This is a genomic window from Alteromonas mediterranea DE (assembly GCF_000020585.3).
GTDB lineage: Bacteria > Pseudomonadota > Gammaproteobacteria > Enterobacterales > Alteromonadaceae > Alteromonas > Alteromonas mediterranea.
In genome coordinates this window covers 1,012,907-1,032,217 of sequence record NC_011138.3, presented here as the reverse complement: position 1 = coordinate 1,032,217, position 19,311 = coordinate 1,012,907, and the positions used below count along the sequence as shown (strand labels likewise).

Annotated in this window: 15 protein-coding genes; 8 read left to right on the top strand and 7 right to left on the bottom strand. The window is 45.8% G+C overall.

Translation table 11 applies throughout. From position 1 onward, the window contains the following. Position 1 precedes the first annotated feature (1 nt). Genes MADE_RS04685 through ccmA form a run of 3 tightly spaced genes read right to left on the bottom strand, consistent with a single transcriptional unit; the run spans position 2 to position 2,072 of the window. Positions 2–784 carry a heme ABC transporter permease gene (locus MADE_RS04685; RefSeq protein WP_012517454.1) on the bottom strand — a complete coding sequence of 261 codons (783 nt, stop codon included), beginning with the start codon at positions 782–784 and terminating at the stop codon, positions 2–4. Further along, complete coding sequence (gene ccmB, locus MADE_RS04680) at positions 784–1,449, bottom strand: heme exporter protein CcmB (RefSeq protein ID WP_012517453.1); 666 nt, start codon at positions 1,447–1,449, stop codon at positions 784–786. Before ccmB ends, MADE_RS04685 begins: the two co-directional genes overlap by 1 nt. Further along, the gene (gene ccmA, locus MADE_RS04675; RefSeq protein ID WP_041912829.1) at positions 1,449–2,072 is read right to left on the bottom strand and encodes a cytochrome c biogenesis heme-transporting ATPase CcmA; all 624 of its coding nucleotides are present in this window, start codon (positions 2,070–2,072) and stop codon (positions 1,449–1,451) included. The genes ccmB and ccmA overlap by 1 nt, the downstream gene beginning before the upstream one ends. Before the next feature lie 308 nt (positions 2,073–2,380). Here ccmA and MADE_RS04670 point away from each other — a divergent pair, with 308 nt between their 5' ends. Both MADE_RS04670 and MADE_RS04665 read left to right on the top strand, forming a co-directional pair. Beyond that, positions 2,381–4,966, top strand: a complete 2,586-nt coding sequence (locus tag MADE_RS04670) for a flagellar hook-length control protein FliK (RefSeq protein WP_012517451.1) — start codon at positions 2,381–2,383, stop codon at positions 4,964–4,966. Positions 4,967–4,977: 11 nt separating this feature from the next. Continuing rightward, complete coding sequence (locus MADE_RS04665; protein WP_012517450.1) at positions 4,978–5,295, top strand: EscU/YscU/HrcU family type III secretion system export apparatus switch protein; 318 nt, start codon at positions 4,978–4,980, stop codon at positions 5,293–5,295. Between the two features lie 154 nt (positions 5,296–5,449). Here MADE_RS04665 and MADE_RS04660 read toward each other — a convergent pair whose 3' ends face one another. The 4 genes from MADE_RS04660 to MADE_RS04645 form a co-directional block, all read right to left on the bottom strand. Then, complete coding sequence (locus tag MADE_RS04660) at positions 5,450–6,646, bottom strand: ABC transporter permease (RefSeq protein WP_012517449.1); 1,197 nt, start codon at positions 6,644–6,646, stop codon at positions 5,450–5,452. Next, entirely contained in the window at positions 6,630–7,451 is an 822-nt protein-coding gene (locus MADE_RS04655) for an ATP-binding cassette domain-containing protein (protein ID WP_012517448.1), read from the bottom strand. The genes MADE_RS04660 and MADE_RS04655 overlap by 17 nt, the downstream gene beginning before the upstream one ends. 304 nt (positions 7,452–7,755) lie before the next feature. Continuing rightward, positions 7,756–8,802: a recombinase RecA gene (gene recA, locus MADE_RS04650; RefSeq protein ID WP_012517447.1), complete on the bottom strand. Its 1,047-nt coding sequence runs from the start codon at positions 8,800–8,802 to the stop codon at positions 7,756–7,758. A gap of 120 nt (positions 8,803–8,922) precedes the next feature. Further along, on the bottom strand, positions 8,923–9,462 hold the full coding sequence (locus tag MADE_RS04645; protein ID WP_012517446.1) for a CinA family protein: 540 nt from the start codon (positions 9,460–9,462) through the stop codon (positions 8,923–8,925). 160 nt (positions 9,463–9,622) lie between these two features. Between MADE_RS04645 and mutS the strand changes: the two genes are divergently transcribed. The 6 genes from mutS to leuB all read left to right on the top strand — a co-directional run bounded on the left by mutS (position 9,623) and on the right by leuB (position 19,306). Then, positions 9,623–12,214 (top strand): DNA mismatch repair protein MutS, encoded by a 2,592-nt coding sequence (gene mutS / locus MADE_RS04640; protein ID WP_012517445.1) that lies wholly within the window; start codon positions 9,623–9,625, stop codon positions 12,212–12,214. A gap of 136 nt (positions 12,215–12,350) precedes the next feature. Beyond that, positions 12,351–13,982 (top strand): CTP synthase, encoded by a 1,632-nt coding sequence (locus MADE_RS04635; RefSeq protein WP_012517444.1) that lies wholly within the window; start codon positions 12,351–12,353, stop codon positions 13,980–13,982. Between the two features lie 59 nt (positions 13,983–14,041). Further along, on the top strand, positions 14,042–15,334 hold the full coding sequence (gene eno, locus MADE_RS04630) for a phosphopyruvate hydratase (protein WP_012517443.1): 1,293 nt from the start codon (positions 14,042–14,044) through the stop codon (positions 15,332–15,334). A gap of 144 nt (positions 15,335–15,478) precedes the next feature. Next, positions 15,479–16,219, top strand: a complete 741-nt coding sequence (locus MADE_RS04625) for a hypothetical protein (protein WP_012517442.1) — start codon at positions 15,479–15,481, stop codon at positions 16,217–16,219. A 429-nt stretch (positions 16,220–16,648) separates the two neighbouring features. Beyond that, positions 16,649–18,208 carry a 2-isopropylmalate synthase gene (gene leuA, locus MADE_RS04620; protein WP_015066370.1) on the top strand — a complete coding sequence of 520 codons (1,560 nt, stop codon included), beginning with the start codon at positions 16,649–16,651 and terminating at the stop codon, positions 18,206–18,208. Continuing rightward, on the top strand, positions 18,209–19,306 hold the full coding sequence (leuB, locus tag MADE_RS04615) for a 3-isopropylmalate dehydrogenase (RefSeq protein WP_012517440.1): 1,098 nt from the start codon (positions 18,209–18,211) through the stop codon (positions 19,304–19,306). The last annotated feature ends 5 nt before the right edge of the window (positions 19,307–19,311 follow it).

Sequence of the window (19,311 nt, the reverse complement as noted above, 5' to 3'; positions counted from 1 at the left end):
ATTAGTTGCCCCCTTTCACGCTTTGGTTAACTTGCTGTTTAGAAGCTAACTGACTGATAGCCAAAGCTTGCACCCATGGCCTGTGCATTTCGCGTAAAACAATCTCATTTCGAAGGCGCACTGTGGTTACCGCACCAATAAAAAATGCGAATCCAAGTAAACTAATTAACAGCGGCCACAGCATTTCTGGCGCAATAGAAGGGTTATCAAACTTACTGATTGTCGCCCCTTGGTGCAACGTATTCCACCATTCTACCGAGTAGTGAATAATGGGGATATTTACTACGCCCACCAGCGCCATCACGCCTGCGGCTTTACCCGCCTGTTGTTTGTCTTCAAATGCGCCATAAAGGGCAATTACGCCCATGTACAAGAAAAGCAGAATAAGTTCTGAAGTTAGGCGTGCATCCCACACCCACCATGCGCCCCACATAGGTTTCCCCCATGCAGCACCTGTGAAAAGCGCAATAAAAGTCATCACCGCCCCAATTGGCGCCATAGCAATCATGCTCATATAAGCAGTTCGCCACTGCCACACCATCCCCACAAGCGCAGCGATGGCCATGGCTACGTAGGTGCCCATAGACAAGATTGCGCTAGGAACGTGGATATAAATAATTCTAAACGAATCACCTTGCTGATAATCTTGAGGCGCAAACGCCAGCCCCCATACCGTACCAACGCTAAGGCACAGTAACGCGCCAGCCCAAAACCAAGGCTGTAAGGTTAAACAAAGCTGATACGCACGCTCTGTTTTAGCGTAAGGGTGTAACCACTTCCACATTAGTTTTGACTCACTTTTAAAGAATACGCTATGGCAAACGGTGCCAACGCCGCAGCCAACAACAGCATGGCGGCGATAATAGCAAGTTGTGCATGATAAGGTAATTGCAGTGCGGCAGAATCCACAGCCGACGTGGCAAATATCAGTAACGGAATAAAGACAGGGATAAGTAGCAATGCCAACAGCACCCCGCCTTTTTGCAATCCAACGGTAAGTCCTACCGCAATGGCGCCAATTAAAGAAAGTAATGGCGTTCCCAGCAACAATGTTAAAACGAGTGCGATATACATATCGACCGTTAGATTCAAAAACATCGCTAGCAGCGGAGAAAGCAATAATAAAGGCACAAAACTGACCAGCCAATGGGCAGCTACCTTCACCGCGCTCACTGCCGGCAACGCCAGACCAGAGAGCATATACTGTTCTAGCGAACCGTCTTGGAAGTCATCGCGAAACAGTCTTTCCATTGCCATAAGTGATGACAAAATTGCCGCAATCCAAATTACCCCCGGTCCAATGCGCTGAAGGGTATCAGGAGAAGGGCTTACACCTAAAGGGAATAAGGTTACCACCATGAGTAAAAACATCAGTGGTTGCACCAATTCCGCTTTTTGATTGAACGCAATGTGCATGTCGCGTTTAAAAATACCTTGGTAAAGTGACATTAAAAGCGATACTCCAGGTCAAATACGCGGTGTTCCCCAGCGGTTTCTGACAGTGGTTGATGCGAAGTGGTAATAATAAGACCACCGCGACTAACATGCTCTTTCATACTTGTTTCAAGTAAGTGAACCCCTTTTACATCAAGCGCTGTAAACGGTTCGTCTAATATCCACACCTTTGCTGGCTTAAGCCATAGTCTTGATAGCGCCACACGACGCTGTTGACCTGCCGATAAATACCTAACAGGCACATCTTCAAGCCCAACTAAACCCACTTTCGCTAAGACGTCATAAAGCCCATTATGTTGCACCGATGTACTGTGTTGGGCTAACCAAAACGATAAGTTATCCAAGGCAGAAAGGCTGCCGTTAGTACCACTCTTATGTCCTAAATAGAAAAGATCGCGATAATAGTCTGTTTTGTCCTCGGCTATGTCCATTCCATTATATGAAACGGCGCCCGACTCAGGTGTACTCAGCCCAGTTAGAATGCGCAGCAAGCTCGTTTTACCTGCTCCATTTGGCCCGCGCAAATACAGCAACTCACCAGTATTAACAACCAGTGAAAGCCCCTCAAAAAGGGTTCTGTCTCGTTTGCTGCACGTTAATCCGCACGCCTCTAACACTACTTGGCTACTCCAACCTAAAAAAGAGGTTTTAAAAAATGGCGCTAGTCTACCACATGAACGCTTTTTCGCAGTCGCGAATTCCAATTAAATATGATTTACTTCAAAGACAAACACATTCTTCCTGAGCCTCCTTAGCCCAAGGGTGGGTTGTCTTTCAGCGCAAAGATGAATTGTTCATCTGCCTTAAGAACGAATGGTTTCGCTGTACTTTATTAGTGAGCGCTTATTAATGATGAAACAGCCTCAAAGCACTTTGCTATACTCAAATAAGTAAGGAAAAGCGCGACTATGCCGATATCTCAATTATGACAACACCATTATCATCACTATTGGCAGCCGCTCTGAATCAGTCAACTAGCCCGACCTCCCCTACATCTTTACCGTCACAGGTAAATGTTGATGCCGCTACTCAAGGGGCGAGTCGAAGTACTTCTCCCGCTATTGCCAACGCTGCGCTGTCGCAGGCAGCCACCTTAGATAATGCCGCGAAAGTAATAGTTGAACGCTTACCTGAACGAGTGCTATCGATAACAGTGACACCAAATAATGTATCGTCAGCAGCTCAAGTACTCAACGTTGCCTTACCCGCAGAAGTCAGCGCTAAGCTTTCTAACCAAGCAATTAATAATGCGCAGCTTGCACTTTTGCCTACCTCCCCTGACCATATCTCAGGCCCAGAAGCGAAAAGTGCTCAAAATACTTCTCAAAGTCAGGTAAACACTCAGTCTGCAGTGCTGCTTTCTACACGCTTGTCTCAACAAGGCGTGTCATTGTCTGCGCCCGAAAAAGCTGAATTACTGAAAGCCGTGGCACAAGCTCTTGCTGCAAATAACGCCGCCGTTACGCTTAAAGGTCAACTTTCTATTTCTACAAAGAGTGAAAATTTTGGGCAACTCATGCTCACCACCGCTAAAAATGAGGTTATTCCCCTATCGGACATTAATACTGAAAAGCTTGATAGCACGGCTAAAGCAGCGCTTCAAAAGCTAGTTGGACAACAGGTCGTCATAGGACTAAGCCGAGCTAGCAACGGTGGAATCGCGCTGCAAATCTCTCAAGGTTTGTCCAATGAAAGTGCGGGCCCAACAACTAACCACAATAATTTCGCTGCCATGACTCATAAAAATGTAAGTACCAACTTACAACAACAGCTCACTTCCAGCGCACTTAAGCAAGGTGGCGTAGCTGTTGAGCATAACTTGAGTAACTCGCCTCGACTTAACGCGCTTTTAAAAGGTTCTGGTGCCGACTCTAACGCGTTAAAAGTACTTTCTGCATTGACCTTAAATGACAACAAGCTTTCGATTCGTACATCACAACAAAGCGCGGTATTACAAATTGATATACCTCAGAGCAAGGGGTCTTCCCTTGCGGCCCCGACTCTGACGCAGGAGCAGGTAAATAAACTTAACCTTTCGCAATTACCAAAAGCGACAGCGAAAGGGCTCGAAGCAGTCACGGGAAATAGCTCGCTTGAAGACTCTTCATCCATTACAAACCTAAAGGCAGCGGCTCCCACATCGCTTAAAGGCACCGATGTTCACAATGCCATCACTGCACTTTCTCGAGTATTACTGAGCCAAACAGGCAGTACAAACCAAGCACTAAACCAACTCATAACTATTGTGGAGAATGAAAGATTACCGCCCAGCCAGGGTATGCCTAAAGCACATGAAGCTCAGCATTTTGATAAAATTTTGCAGCAACTTAAAGGCCTTGATGCGCTCAACGCGAAGGCTTCTCAAGCCAAGGTATCCAATGGGGAATTTATCGGCCCTCCAAAGCCACCCAAGGAACAACTGCTAGCATCGGCAAAAGCTATATTAACTGAAGGGAAAGATGCCGCTTCAGCAGAGAATAATGGCCTGCAAGGAAAAGACAGTGGGCGTAAACCCTCGCTTGTATCACTTGCCTCTCTCGCACAAGCGTTAAGCTCACAGGCCAAAGGCTTATCAAATAGTTTACTGAGCAATATCGCTGCACAACTGGCGGCTACACAAGGTAAAGGGGCAGAAATAGCGCCAGTGGTTTCAGATAGTCACGCCACTATAGCGGGTTCAAAATCAAATGAGAGCGTAGCTGGCGAGAATGAAAGTGCTATCGAGGTGGTAAAAAGCGGAACAAAGAAACTAGCGCTAGATATGAATGAACAAGGATTGTCGCAACGCTTGCAGCAGCTTATATCTACACAGGCGCTCGTTACCACACCAATAAACTTAACCTCGCCCGTAAACGCTTCCAGCTTTGTTCAAGGATTGGTTGCTTTGATTCAATTAGCACTATCGGGGCGTGCCATGCAGCGTCAGCCTGGCTTAAAAACGCAAATAGATGCGCCTGACTCTATCGTTTCAAAAACGTTAGCGAATATGGGGGTAACGGCTCAACCAAGTCGCGTTAGCCAAGACATGAACCAGCTAGACGGCCGACAACAGCTGCTTTCTCAACTTAAAACGCTGCTAAGTAGCCACCAGCAAAACAAAATTGCTAATGTAGATGGCCGTATTCAAGGGCAAGATAGTTTCTATTATGTATTGCCATCACTTTCACAACACCACAGTCCACCAGAACTCTTGATAAAACGAGAGCAAGGTGGGCAGAACAATAAGCACGCACAAACAGGCGAGCGCTCTCTTTGGAATATCACGATGAAGCTGGACATTGGTGACAGCGGACAAGTTTTGGCAAAATCAAAGATAGATCAAAGTAGCATTACGCTCGATTTGTATGCATCAAATGATGAAGTATTAAGACGCATTAGCGATACCCTGCCCTACCTGCATCGTCGTTTAGAATCATTAGGGCTGGAGGTTGAAAACACGAGCTTTCAGCGGGGTCATATCCCTGACACGCTAAACACTCGACCGCATCAAATTTTTGAAACACGGGTATGAGAAGTGCATCGATGAGCGACACGAGAAAGGCGAAACGGGCAATTGGATTAAAATATGAAGGTGGCGATAAGAAAAACACACCGAAGGTCGTGTCCAAAGGCTATGGAGACTTAGCCGAAGCGATTATCGCCATGGCTGAAGAAACGGGCATTTTAATCCACGAAGACCCGTATTTAAGTGAAGTGTTGGCCACTCTCGATGTAGGTCAAGATATCCCTGAGTCACTGTATTTTGTTATTGCTGAACTCCTTGCTTATTCTTATGTATTGCAAGGCAAGATACCGCCTGGCTGGGAAGGTATTATCAAACGTGTTGATTTTGAGGTTTAGGGCAGAAATACTGCCTATGTCTTTCCCTGCAGCTCTATCCAAGCGTTAGCAAAGAGAAAGTAAAAAACGCTTAGTCGGGCTTTTTATCTATTGTAACTAAATAGCCCGCTATTACGGGCTATTTTTAAATGAGTGTAATAACTGCAGCCCTTACTTATCTAAACAACACTTTTTCTTTATTAAACCAGTGTATGCAGAAGAAGATAAGCCCGGTTGCAATAACCGCTGTAGAAGTGAAAATTCCGAACAGGGCGAAGTAATCCATAGTCCCCTTGAACAGTTCTTTCATCGCCAGTGCTACGTTAGTCAGCGGAACCCATACCCAGCCACCTTTCAACTCTACACCAGGCATCATGGCAATAATAACAGGGAAGATGACTACCATTATGAGCGACCCCATATAGCTTTGCGCTTCTTTAAACGAGCGAGCGTAGATAGAAAGAGACAGTAATACTGCTGCGAACACTGCCACAACCGGGACCAACATTAAGAAGATAAGTAAAAAGTCGACTAGACCAATCATAGACATTATTTCTACTACAAATTCCACTGCCATACCTTGGGATAATACCAAGCCCCATATGGCCATGGAAGATACCGTTATTAGCGCAGTAACAATACCTGCGGTGGCAACCGTAAAGAACTTGCCCAATACCAACTTGTGACGATCCATTGGCGATATAAGCAGGGTCTCTAGGGTACCGCGCTCTTTTTCTCCTGCACCTAAATCTGCTGCTGGTGCCATCGCACCCTGTAAACACAAAATAAAGATGAAGTACGGCAGCATACCGCCTAAGCGTTCACCCCATACTTCACGATCATCCGCCACATTTTGCTTTTCTATCTTGATTGGCTTCAACAAAGCCTCTTGCTGAGTTTCATCTAGATTAAGCTGCGCAAAAGCGGTCTGTTGGAAAGCATCGGTATATTCATCAATGATGTCAGATACACGCCCCATAACTTTGTTAAGGCCTGCATCGTTTAAATAAAGCTGAATCTTATGTTGCCCTGAATTTAATACATCACTATCGAAACTTTCTGGTATAACCAACACAAAGTCTAACGTTTCGTTTTTAATGAGTTTGGCATAATCCGTTTCATCGCCAATCGCGACCGGTTCAAACTTATCAGACGCGTCGTTAAAAGATTGTACAATTGCTGGCGCGTAGGCTTCGCCAACGATAGCGTATTTTAATACTTCGTTTTCTGCTTTATCTGCCGCTGAACTCATAAAAAAGAATGCGACACCAAAAATGGCTGGGAACAGTAGAAGCGGTAAACCAATCATAAAGATGATGGTTTTCTTATCGCGCAATAGCTCTTTGAATTCCTTTTTAAAGATTAACCACATTGCCCGTCTCCTCAGTATCCATTGATAGTGTTTTTAGAAAGCTCTTGTGCATCTGACCGCTGGCCCCTTCATTGCCAGACAAAGCACTAAAAGCGGCAAGCGAATCGTTAAATACGGTTTCCCCTTGGTTAATCACGGTCACCTTGTCGCAAAGGGTTTGCACCTCATCAAGATGGTGAGTAGAGAAAATAACCGGGGTACCTTTATCCTTAAGGCGTTGGATAAATTCCATAACGGTACTGGTTGCCATAATATCAAGGCCGGTTGTAGGTTCATCAAGTACCACCAGTTCTGGCTCGTGAATAACAGCGCGGGCAATCGACACTTTTTGTTTCATGCCTGATGAAAAATTCTCCGCTCTTCTATCAAGGAAGGTTTGCATATCGAGCAAGTCAGCTAACTCTTCAATACGTGCATTAATCACATTTTTTGAAATGCCGTGTAGCTCACCGAAGTAGCTAATATTTTCACGCCCACTTAAACGGCCGTATAGACCTGTTGAACTGGAAAGAAAACCAATCTTTTTTCGCGCAATGTTTGGGTTAGAAAGTACGTCCTCGCCACCTATGAGCACTTTACCGCTGTCGGGTTTAAGCGCTGTTGAAAGCATACGCAATGTAGTGGTTTTACCTGCGCCGTTAGGCCCTAGCAGTCCCAGAACCTGACCTTTTTCGCAAGTAAAAGACACATCCCTTACTGACTGAAAATAACGCCCTTTTAAACGCGGGTCCTTCTTCTCTTGTTCGCTAAGCTTTTTCGGGTTTTCCACCGTAAAGCGTTTAGCGAGACCTGATATTTCAATCATTCCCTTTTCCCTCTTGATGTAAGCTGTTCTCAATATTAATCGTTGTTCAAGGCATTATTTGCTATAGCCACAAATTTTCCTTATTTATATTCTCAAACGTTGAACCTTGGAAATACCCCAAAAGCCAACCTTTCTTTGTAGTCTTCGCTTATCGTACTTTATTACAGCATTCCCTGTTTTTATTTTTTGTACAAGTTCTAGGTTACCAAGAAGTGTTAATAAATATGTATTGTCGAAGGTATAAAATGCAGATACAAAAAAACCCACCAAAGGGTGGGTTTTTAATCGCTATGAAGCGTTAATTTTACTCAGGAAGTACGTCGTCTTCACCCTGCGGCAATGCTTCTTCTGCCTTTACTGTTTTAGAAAGCAATAGTTCTTGGCGGATCTTCGTTTCGATCTCGTTTGCTGTCTCTGGGTGTTCCTTAAGGTACTTCATTACGTTTGCTTTACCTTGACCAATACGGTCACCCTTATAGCTGTACCAAGCGCCGGCTTTATCAACAAGCTTCTGCTTAACACCTAGGTCAATAAGCTCTGCTTCTTTGCTGATACCTTCACCGTAGCGGATCATAAATTCAGCTTGTTTGAACGGTGGCGCAACCTTGTTTTTCACGACCTTCACGCGGGTTTCGTTACCCACTACCTCATCGCCTTCTTTAACTGCACCAATACGGCGAATGTCTAGACGAACAGAAGAGTAGAACTTAAGCGCGTTACCACCCGTTGTCGTTTCTGGGTTACCAAACATTACACCAATCTTCATACGAATTTGGTTAATGAAGATACAAAGGGTGTTTGAACGCTTAATGTTTGCCGTAAGCTTACGCAGCGCCTGTGACATCAAGCGGGCCTGAAGACCAACGTGAGAATCACCCATGTCACCTTCAATTTCGGCTTTTGGTGTAAGTGCAGCAACCGAGTCAACAATAACGACGTCTACGGCACCAGAGCGAACTAACATGTCGCAAATTTCTAACGCTTGCTCACCAGTGTCAGGCTGGGATACCAATAGCTCGTCAATGTTTACGCCTAACTTTTCGGCGTATACAGGGTCTAGCGCGTGTTCAGCGTCAACGAACGCACAGGTTTTACCATTTTTCTGCGCTTCAGCGATAACTTGAAGAGTTAGCGTGGTTTTACCTGATGATTCAGGGCCGTAAATTTCTACAACACGACCACACGGTAAACCGCCTATGCCTAGAGCGATATCAATGGTTAGTGAGCCAGTAGAAATTGCTTCAATATCCATGGCTTGGTTGTCGCCTAAGCGCATGATAGCGCCTTTACCAAATTGCTTTTCAATTTGGCCTACTGCGGCGGTTAAAGCTTTTGATTTGTTATCGTCCACGTATGTATCCTCAAGGATTTGCGGTTAAATTCTGTTTTGACATCGCCTATTCATTTAATGACGGTATCAAATAATGATCACATTCTATACTGTACAAGCATACAGTTTCAACCCGTATTTTTAATTTTCACTCAACAATTTTACTAAGTGAGAAATAGCAAAAGCGATCGCGTGATGGCGAACTTCATCTCTGTCACCGCTAAATACTTGTTTAATTTGTTCCGCTTTTTCGCCACATAAAAAACCGAACCATACAGTACCCACCGGCTTTTCTTCACTGCCACCATTTGGGCCAGCAATCCCGCTTACAGTAACAACGAGTTGCGCACCACTATTGCGGCGTACTCCGTCCGCCATTTCTTTTACCGTTTGCTGAGATACGGCGCCATACTCTACTAGCGTTTGCTCGGTAACGCCCAATCGGCTTTGTTTAGCACTGTTTGAGTAGGTTACCCATGATTGATTAAACCAATCCGAGCTGCCCGATACACTGGTAAAAGCAAAGGCTATACCTCCGCCCGTACAGGACTCTGCGCTAGACACACTCCAACCTTTTGCTCGAAGTGCATCGCCCAATACCTGAATTTGAGCAGATAATGCACTATCAAGCCTTAAAGGGGTGGCGTTTACTGTCGAATCAGTTGAAAATGTCCCGTTCATTTTAGAGATACCTAGTTACACCTGTTGTTATTCACCAGATCTGTTATTCATAAGATCTGCGCTTGATCTTAAAGAGGGTGAGTTTATCATTTATTCCCTTCAACAGGCATTAAACCCAGCAACAAATTCGCAGAGGCATTTTTTGGAATCACATACTCCTATGATGCGCCAATATTTAAGCATAAAGGCGCAACATCCGAATATTCTACTTTTTTATCGCATGGGCGATTTTTACGAGTTATTTTATGACGATGCCAAAAAAGCTGCTGAATTACTGGACATTTCGCTTACGGCGCGAGGTAAATCGGGTGGCGAGCCCATTCCCATGGCAGGCGTGCCTTATCATGCGGTAGAAAGCTACCTATCGCGTTTAGTAAAAATGGGGGAGTCGGTTGCCATTTGTGAACAAGTTGGCGACCCAGCGACGAGCAAAGGCCCCGTTGAGCGTGCCGTACAGCGCATTGTTACGCCGGGCACTGTAACCGACGAAGCTTTATTAGAAGAGCGTCGCGACAATATTCTTGCCGCTGTGTGCGGCCATAGCATGCATTATGGGTTAGCCACATTAGATGTAACTAGCGGTCGCTTTGTGGTGTTCGAGTGCGATAGTGATGAAAGCTTACTGGCTGAAATTCAGCGCATTAACCCGGCTGAGTTACTTTACCCTGAAGGCTTTGAAAGCCTGTCTCTTGTTGAAAATCGCAAAGGGCTACGCAGGCGTCCCGAGTGGGAATTCGACGTAGATACTGCAAATGAACAGCTTAACGCCCAGTTTGAAACTAAAACATTAGATGGCTTTGGTATAAAAGGCGTCACTAAAGGATTAGGCGCAGCAGGTTGTGTTTTACAATATGTAAAAGATACCCAGCGCACTGCCCTGCCCCACATTCGCCGCATTCAGACTGAACAGCAAGACAGCCGTGTTCAGCTTGATGCCGCAACGCGCAGAAACCTGGAACTTACCCATAATTTGTCTGGCGGTCAGGAAAATACCCTGTTCAGCGTAATGGACACTACCACCACGGCCATGGGCAGTCGTATGTTACAGCGAATCATTCACTCGCCGCTGACCGACCAGCATGAGCTCCAAAGCCGCTTAGACGCAATAGACACCTTTATTAATGACGATCCTGAAGATATCCGCAATGCGCTAAAACACATTGGCGACATAGAGCGTATTATGGCGCGTTTAGCCCTTCGCTCGGCGCGCCCTCGGGATTTTGCACGTTTAAAAAATGCGTTTAATGCACTGCCTGATTTGCAAGATGCTCTTGCCCGTTTTGACACAGGACAAATTAGAAGTATTGGCGAAACCATTGGCACTTACCCTGAGCTTCAAGCCCTGTTAAACAGCGCTATAATCGATAACCCACCAGTTGTTATACGCGATGGTGGCGTAATTGCCGAAGGCTATAATGCTGAACTGGATGAATTGCGTAAGCTATCACAAGGCGCTACCGACTACTTAGATGCGATGGAGCAACGTGAGCGTGAACGCACAGGCATTTCCACATTGAAAGTGGGCTATAACAAAGTGCACGGGTTTTTTATTGAAATTAGTCGTGCTAACAGCGCTTTGGCCCCCGCCGAATACATCCGAAGACAGACCCTTAAGAACACCGAACGTTACATTACGCCTGAGCTTAAAGAACACGAGGACAAAGTGCTAAGTAGCCAAGGGGCTGCACTTGCCCTTGAAAAACAGCTTTATGAAGCCTTGTTCGACAATTTTGCGCCATACCTCAACAAGTTAATTGAAACCGCCGCAGCGCTTGCCAAGCTCGACGTGCTGTGCTGTTTTGCCGAACGCGCGGTATCGCTCGATTGGCATCGGCCAAAATTGAGCCAAGAATGTGCGCTTACTTATGATGCCGGTCGCCACCCTGTGGTTGAGAACGTAATGAAAGACCCCTTCATTGCCAACCCACTGCAACTGGATACTGAGCGCCGTATGCTCGTTATTACCGGCCCAAACATGGGCGGTAAATCGACCTACATGCGTCAAACAGCGCTTATTGCTTTATTGGCCTGCATCGGCAGTTATGTGCCTGCTGAAAACGCCCACATCGGCAAGCTGGATCGCATATTCACCCGGATTGGCGCATCAGATGACCTGGCCTCTGGCCGCTCAACCTTCATGGTTGAAATGACCGAAACGGCAAATATTCTTAATAACGCGACTGAAAACTCACTGGTGTTAATGGATGAAATTGGCCGTGGTACCAGCACCTATGATGGTTTATCGCTGGCATGGGCTTGCGCGAGCTACTTGGCGAAGCAACTCAACGCCTACACCCTTTTTGCGACCCACTATTTTGAGCTGACCGAACTACCCGAAACGCAAGCAGGCGTTGTGAACGTGCATCTTAATGCGATGGAGTTTGAAGACACCATTCGCTTTATGCATACCGTATCTGAAGGCGCCGCGAACAAGAGCTTTGGTTTACAGGTTGCGCAACTTGCTGGTGTACCAAAACCTGTGATTAAAGCCGCTCAGCAAAAGCTCGCTATTTTAGAATCATCACACGTCATGACCAGTGATGAATCAAGGGGCAGTGACACTTCACAAGCGCAAAGCAACACCTCCAGAAAAATTGACAACGGTTCAAATGCGAAAGGACAAGCAGAAATGCTTTTTCCAGACAAACCGCACCCCGTGGTGGAAGCACTTGAAAACTTATCGCCCGATGAGCTATCTCCTCGCCAAGCGCTCGACCTCATCTACACCCTTAAACGCTTAAGTCAATCGTAAAATTGCGCATCATGTGGGCAAATTGATTGTCTGCTCACATGAATTTGCGTATACTATCGCCCCGTCCAAAGTGTAGCTGGTTTTGTTCTAAACTCAGCCTATATTTACCATACAACCCAAACGTTCTAGGTTTCGCATGACAAATTATATTTTCGTCACAGGTGGTGTAGTTTCATCGCTAGGTAAAGGTATTGCTGCAGCATCATTAGCCGCAATTCTGGAAGCTCGCGGTCTCACCGTAACCATGTTAAAACTCGACCCTTACATCAATGTCGACCCGGGCACAATGAGCCCCATCCAGCATGGTGAAGTATTTGTTACCGATGACGGCGCAGAGACCGACCTTGATCTTGGTCACTATGAGCGTTTTATTCGCACCCGTATGACCAAGCGCAACAACTTCACAACCGGCCGGGTATATGAAGAAGTACTGAAGCGTGAGCGTCGCGGTGATTACTTAGGTGCAACCATTCAGGTTATCCCTCACATTACCAATGAAATTAAGCGCCGCGTTATCGAAGGTGCTGAAGGTCATGATGTGGCTATTGTTGAAGTGGGCGGAACCGTAGGTGACATCGAGTCACAACCTTTCTTAGAAGCTATTCGTCAGCTTGGTACTGAAGTGGGCCGTGAACGCGCTATGTTCATGCACTTAACACTTGTGCCTTACATGCCTGCATCGGGTGAAGTTAAAACCAAGCCAACGCAGCACTCGGTAAAAGAGCTTCGCTCTATTGGTATTCAGCCAGACATTTTAGTGTGCCGTTCTGTCGGTGCATTGCCAGCCAGTGAACGCTCTAAAATTGCGCTGTTCACTAACGTTGCTGATAAAGCCGTTATTTCATTAAAAGACGTAGACAGTATTTACCGTATCCCGGCCGCACTTAAAGCTCAGGGTATGGATCAGCTGGTTGTTGACCGCTTCGGTCTTGAATGTAATGAAGCCGACTTGTCTGAGTGGGAACAGGTACTTTACGCAGAATCTAACCCTACCGCTGAAGTTAATATCGGCATGATTGGGAAGTACGTAGAACTGCCTGATGCTTATAAATCAGTTAATGAAGCGCTTAAACACGCCGGCCTTAAAAACCGTCTTACTGTGAATATTCATCACATTGACTCACAAGATGTGGAAAGCAAAGGCACACAAATTTTAGAGCAGTTAGATGCTATCTTAGTGCCTGGCGGCTTTGGTGAGCGCGGTATTGAAGGTAAAATTGCGGCAGCCCGCTATGCGCGCGAAAACAAGGTGCCATACTTAGGAATTTGTTTGGGTATGCAGGTAGCGCTTATCGAATACGCACGTAACGTTGCCGGCATGGAAAAAGCGAACAGCACAGAGTTCGACCCTGAAACACCTTACCCAGTTGTTGGCCTTATTACCGAGTGGTTAGACGCTGCGGGTACGACCGAAGTGCGCACTGAAACATCAGACCTTGGCGGTACAATGCGTTTAGGTAGCCAGCTTTGCCACCTTATTGAAGGGACAAAAGTACACGAGATGTACGGCAACGCTGAGATTTATGAGCGCCACCGTCACCGTTACGAAGTGAACAATAATCTTCGCGATCAAATTGAAGCAGCAGGATTGAAAGTAAGTGGTTTGTCCACTGACAAGCGACTTGTAGAAGTAGTGGAAATCCCTGATCATCCTTGGTTCATTGCGGGCCAATTCCACCCTGAGTTCACATCAACGCCTCGGGATGGACACCCTTTATTTACTGGTTTCGTTGCTGCGGCAGGAAAGTACCAGAAAGAAAATCACTAATTTCTAATAAAAGGGGCGCTCTCTCCCGTTGCGCCCCATTACATTGTTGAGGAAAAAACATGGCGAAAATTAGTCGCATTATCGGACGCGAAATCTTAGATTCACGCGGAAATCCTACTGTAGAAGCAGATGTATACTTAGAATCAGGCGCAATGGGCCGTGCTGCTGCACCATCAGGTGCCTCTACTGGTAGCCGCGAAGCACTAGAACTTCGCGACGGCGACAAGTCTCGTTACCTAGGTAAAGGCGTAACAAAAGCCGTTGCAGCGATTAACGATACCATTTCACCAGCATTACTAGGCAAAGACGCACTAGCACAAGCTGATATCGACGGCATCATGATTGACCTTGATGGCACAGAAAACAAAGAAACACTGGGCGCGAACGCGATCCTTGCGGTTTCTCTTGCTGTAGCAAAAGCGGCAGCGGCTGAAAAAGGCGTAGCACTTTACGAGCACATTGCAGACCTAAACGGCACATCTGGTCAGTACTCAATGCCAGTACCTATGATGAACATCATCAACGGTGGTGAGCACGCTGACAACAACGTAGACATTCAAGAGTTCATGGTTCAGCCAGTAGGCGCGAAGAGCTTTAAAGAAGCACTACGTATGGGCGCGGAAATTTTCCACGCACTTAAGAAAGTACTTTCTGCCAAAGGTCTAAACACAGCGGTTGGTGACGAAGGTGGTTTTGCCCCTAACCTTAGCTCAAACGCTGAAGCACTTGCTGTTATCGTTGAAGCCGTTGAAAACGCTGGCTATAAAATGAATGAAGACATCACACTTGCACTAGACTGTGCGGCGTCTGAATTCTACAAAGAAGGCAAATACGTTCTATCTGGCGAAGACAAAAGCTTCGATTCAGAAGCGTTTGGCGACTACCTTGCTGACCTTTCTGCACAGTACCCAATTGTATCTATTGAAGACGGCCTAGACGAAAGCGACTGGGACGGCTGGGCAAGCCTAACTAAGAAGATTGGTGACAAAGTACAGCTAGTTGGCGACGACTTGTTTGTAACTAACACCAAAATCCTTAAGCGCGGTATTGATAACGGCATTGGCAACTCAATCCTTATCAAGTTCAACCAAATCGGTTCACTAACTGAAACCCTTAACGCAATTAAAATGGCGAAAGACGCTGGCTTTACAGCGGTTATCTCTCACCGTTCTGGTGAAACAGAAGACGCCACCATTGCTGACCTTGCAGTAGGTACAGCGGCTGGCCAAATCAAGACGGGTTCACTATGTCGTTCTGACCGTGTTGCTAAGTACAACCAACTTCTTCGCATTGAGGAAGCATTAGGTGACGCAGCAACTTACAAAGGCCGTAGCGAAATCAAAGGCCAGTAAGTTACCCCTGTTAAAATGATGAAAGGCCGCTTAATATAGCGGCTTTTTTTGTCTGTTTTTCACGCTGTTTAATTAAACCGTGTAGCATCAAGCGCTGAATCTTGGTAGTGTTAAATGACTCTAGACAGGCATTTGATAACCCTAATGGCTCCAGGCGACGAACTTTCCCACTCTACTACCAACACTCAAGTTGGCTTTTTTAGTGACGCTGGTGAACTAGGTGGAAGCCATCCTCAATTTAATGAAATATGTACTGCCTTGTACGAAAGGGAAGTTATCTCTCTCGCACACAGTCAAATAACGAACCTCTCTTTACTTAAGCGTCGAATGGGCGGCCTGCCCTATCACGTTAAAGCCATTGCTCGACATATGGTAAATAACGAGGCTTTATCTAACCCATCGCCGCTAAGAGTGGATACACACAATGGTAGTTGGTATGCCAAGCAATCGGCCAAATGCCCCGGTATTAATCATTTAGATGATTCAGAAAAACGGGAGTCCTGGTATCGAAAAAATGCTAAGTACGGCCTTGTTGTCCCCGTTCTAGTTTTAAATATTGAAGGTACGCACATTGAACTCGATTCTATTGATATGGTTAATCAAGACAATACGCAGCTACATTTAAACAAGAATGGATGGTTTGCTAATACAGGTGAATGTATTCACTCCACTACACAGCCAGACGATGACTCTGCTTCAACGGCGCTTTCTGTGGAGCGTAAAATATTACTGCGGCCTTCAAAGGCTATAGTAACCGCAGCATGCTGTGGCCACGCGTGGAGCTTTAAGTCAAAGCGTTCACCTCGTGCATTAACCCTTCGCGAAATGCGCTTGTCGACGCAATTAAACTGGAAGAATTTCACGTTAAATCCAAAAGACCAATAAATATGCACTAATTGAGAATAAAAATTCAAAACACCGAAAACCGAAATTTTATATTTTTTAGTAGAAACATCCTACCTAAAGAGAAAAAAGCCACAAAATCTCTAAGACCCTAAGCTCTCTACCTTAAAATCACCTTTCACTCAAATCCTGGTTAGGATAAATATCCTAAATAATTAAAAGATAGCTTTTATACGCGAAAAATATACTCATTATCGTAAACAATGGTTGACCTCTCCATGCCACATGGTACATTGTCGCTATCAACTTGGTCAGCAAAGAAACAACAGCAAATGCGTATTCGTTTTCTTCTTCTATCTCTACTCCTTATGGCAGCCAGACTGCACGGGTAGATTGCGACCAGCGATTCAAATTCACAAAAACCCGTGCCAAGCACGGGTTTTTTTTTAACTATTTAACTGAGAGAGCGTCATGACAAATCAAGTGAAAATCTTTGATACCACATTGCGAGACGGTGAGCAGGCCTTACCTGCAAGCCTAAGTGCCAAAGAAAAACTGCAGATTGCGCTGGCGCTCGAACGGTTAGGCGTTGATATTATCGAAGCTGGTTTCCCTGTATCTTCACCCGGTGATTTTCAATCAGTTCAAATGATTGCAAAAGAAGTGAAAAACTCTATCGTTTGTGGTTTATCTCGGGCGCTTCCAGGCGACATTGATGCCTGTGGACAAGCGTTGAGCGTTGCCGAACAGTTTCGTATACACACCTTTATCGCCACCTCTGAAATTCACGTGGGCGCCAAGCTTCGCAAGTCTCAAGATGAAATTGTGGATATGGCAGTAGCTGCCGTAAAACATGCGCGCAAGTACACAGACGACGTGGAGTTTTCGTGTGAAGATGCGGGCCGTACTCATATCGATTACCTATGTCGTATGGTAGAGGCAGCAATCAACGCCGGCGCAACTACCGTCAATATTCCTGATACCGTAGGCTACACCACGCCAACTGAGTTTGGCGGCATTATTCAGCAACTGTTCAATCGCGTTCCGAATATCGATAAAGCGACCATTTCGGTGCATTGCCACAACGATTTGGGTTTAGCCGTTGCAAACTCCCTTGCGGCCGTCGAGCAAGGCGCTAGGCAGGTAGAGTGTACTATTAATGGTATTGGTGAGCGTGCGGGTAATGCGTCGCTAGAAGAAATTGCCATGATCTTACAAACTCGTAAGAACATGTTGGGCTTTGAAACCAATATCAATTCTTCTGAAATTTCGCGTTCTTCTAAGTTAGTTAGTCAGCTTTGTAATATGCCGGTGCAGGCAAACAAAGCCATTGTCGGCGCTAACGCATTTAGTCACTCGTCTGGTATTCACCAAGACGGCGTCTTAAAAGCGCAAAACACTTATGAAATTATGACCCCAGAAAGTGTGGGCATTAATAAAAACAACCTAAACCTAACGTCGCGATCTGGCCGCCATGTAATTAAACACCGTTTAACCGAACTGGGTTATAAAGCTGAAGACTATGATTTAGAAGCGGTTTATGACGCATTCTTGAAGTTAGCGGATAAAAAAGGGCAAGTTTACGATTACGACCTTGAAGCCTTGTTATTCTTTGATAAACAAAAACACGACCAAGCTCACTTCCAATTGCTTTATCTTCAAGCGAATTCAGGCCGTGAAATCATTCCAAGCGCCACGGTTAAAATGAAAGTGGGCAATGAAGAAATTACCCAGTCTAGTACTGGCAACGGCCCTGTAGATGCGGCTTATAAAGCGATTATGTCTATACTAGGGCATGAAGATTTAGATGTTGTGGACTTCAAACTAGATTCAAAAGGTGAAGGTGCAGACGCCCTTGCACAAGTAAGCGTTATCGCCACTTATAAAGGCCGCCGCTTCCATGGTATTGGCCTTGCTACAGATATTGTAGAAGCCGGCGTTAAAGCCTTGATCTTTGTATTAAACAACACTTATTTAGCCGATCAAATCGATCAGCAAAAAAATCAACAAGAACGCGTTGCGGGAGTATAAATGAGCCAGTATTCAATTGCCGTACTAGCCGGAGACGGTATCGGCCCAGAAGTTATGCAGGAAGCCAATAAGGTTTTAGATGCAGTCGAAAAGAAGTTTAACGTTAGCCTAAACCGAACTGCATACCCTGTGGGTGGCTATGCCATTGATACTGAAGGTGAAGCCCTGCCTTCTAAAACTTTGCTAGGCTGCGAACAAGCCGATGCGATTTTGTTTGGCAGTATCGGCGGCCCTAAATGGGATACATTACCGTTAGAGCAGCGCCCAGAACGTGCTGCGTTGCTTACCCTTCGCAGCCACTTTGACCTGTTCAGTAATCTTCGCCCTGCACGCATTTATCCTGGTCTTGAAAGCCTGTCGCCGCTACGCGAAGACATTGCCAAGTCAGGGGTAGATGTTTTAGTTGTGCGCGAACTGACTAGCGGTATTTACTTTGGCCAGCCAAAAGGTCGTGAAGGTGAAGGCGAAGAGGAATTCGCTTATGACACCATGCGCTACAGCAAACGGGAAATTCGCCGTATTGCTATTGCAGCGTTTGAAGCAGCGCAAAAGCGTCGCGGTAAAGTAACCTCTGTAGATAAAGCAAACGTATTGGTCACAAGCCGTTTATGGCGCGAGATTGCCGAAGAAGTAGCAAAAGACTACCCAGACGTAGAGCTTGACCATATCTACATCGACAACGCGACTATGCAAATTATGAAGAACCCGGCTCAGTTCGACGTGATGCTATGCTCTAACCTGTTTGGCGACATCGTTTCTGACGAATGTGCGATGATGACCGGCTCTATGGGCTTGTTACCGTCGGCAAGTATGAACGAAGATGGCTTTGGCCTTTATGAACCTGCAGGCGGTTCAGCCCCCGATATCGCAGGTCAGGGTATCGCTAACCCTATCGCACAAATTTTATCAGCCGCTATGATGCTGCGTTTTAGCATGAACTTAGGTGATGCCGCAGACGCCATTGAAAAAGCGGTCGTCGCAACACTAGAAGCAGGTGTACTGACAGGCGAGTTACTCCCTGCTGAACAACGTGAAAATGCAGCAAGCACATCGCAAGTAGGCGATGAAATTGTAAAACAATTAATGGCGCAGGAGTAAAAGAA

What these genes read in the sequence shown, in the direction of transcription:
- MADE_RS04655 (WP_012517448.1), bottom strand. Translation starts at nt 7,451, where the DNA reads ATGATTGAAATATCAGGTCTCGCTAAACGCTTTACGGTGGAAAACCCG.
- leuA (WP_015066370.1), top strand. Translation starts at nt 16,649, where the DNA reads ATGACAAATCAAGTGAAAATCTTTGATACCACATTGCGAGACGGTGAG.
- eno (WP_012517443.1), top strand. Translation starts at nt 14,042, where the DNA reads ATGGCGAAAATTAGTCGCATTATCGGACGCGAAATCTTAGATTCACGC.
- MADE_RS04665 (WP_012517450.1), top strand. Translation starts at nt 4,978, where the DNA reads ATGAGCGACACGAGAAAGGCGAAACGGGCAATTGGATTAAAATATGAA.
- ccmB (WP_012517453.1), bottom strand. Translation starts at nt 1,449, where the DNA reads ATGTCACTTTACCAAGGTATTTTTAAACGCGACATGCACATTGCGTTC.
- MADE_RS04625 (WP_012517442.1), top strand. Translation starts at nt 15,479, where the DNA reads ATGGCTCCAGGCGACGAACTTTCCCACTCTACTACCAACACTCAAGTT.
- MADE_RS04685 (WP_012517454.1), bottom strand. Translation starts at nt 784, where the DNA reads ATGTGGAAGTGGTTACACCCTTACGCTAAAACAGAGCGTGCGTATCAG.
- leuB (WP_012517440.1), top strand. Translation starts at nt 18,209, where the DNA reads ATGAGCCAGTATTCAATTGCCGTACTAGCCGGAGACGGTATCGGCCCA.
- MADE_RS04635 (WP_012517444.1), top strand. Translation starts at nt 12,351, where the DNA reads ATGACAAATTATATTTTCGTCACAGGTGGTGTAGTTTCATCGCTAGGT.
- MADE_RS04660 (WP_012517449.1), bottom strand. Translation starts at nt 6,646, where the DNA reads ATGTGGTTAATCTTTAAAAAGGAATTCAAAGAGCTATTGCGCGATAAG.
- MADE_RS04670 (WP_012517451.1), top strand. Translation starts at nt 2,381, where the DNA reads ATGACAACACCATTATCATCACTATTGGCAGCCGCTCTGAATCAGTCA.
- MADE_RS04645 (WP_012517446.1), bottom strand. Translation starts at nt 9,462, where the DNA reads ATGAACGGGACATTTTCAACTGATTCGACAGTAAACGCCACCCCTTTA.
- mutS (WP_012517445.1), top strand. Translation starts at nt 9,623, where the DNA reads ATGATGCGCCAATATTTAAGCATAAAGGCGCAACATCCGAATATTCTA.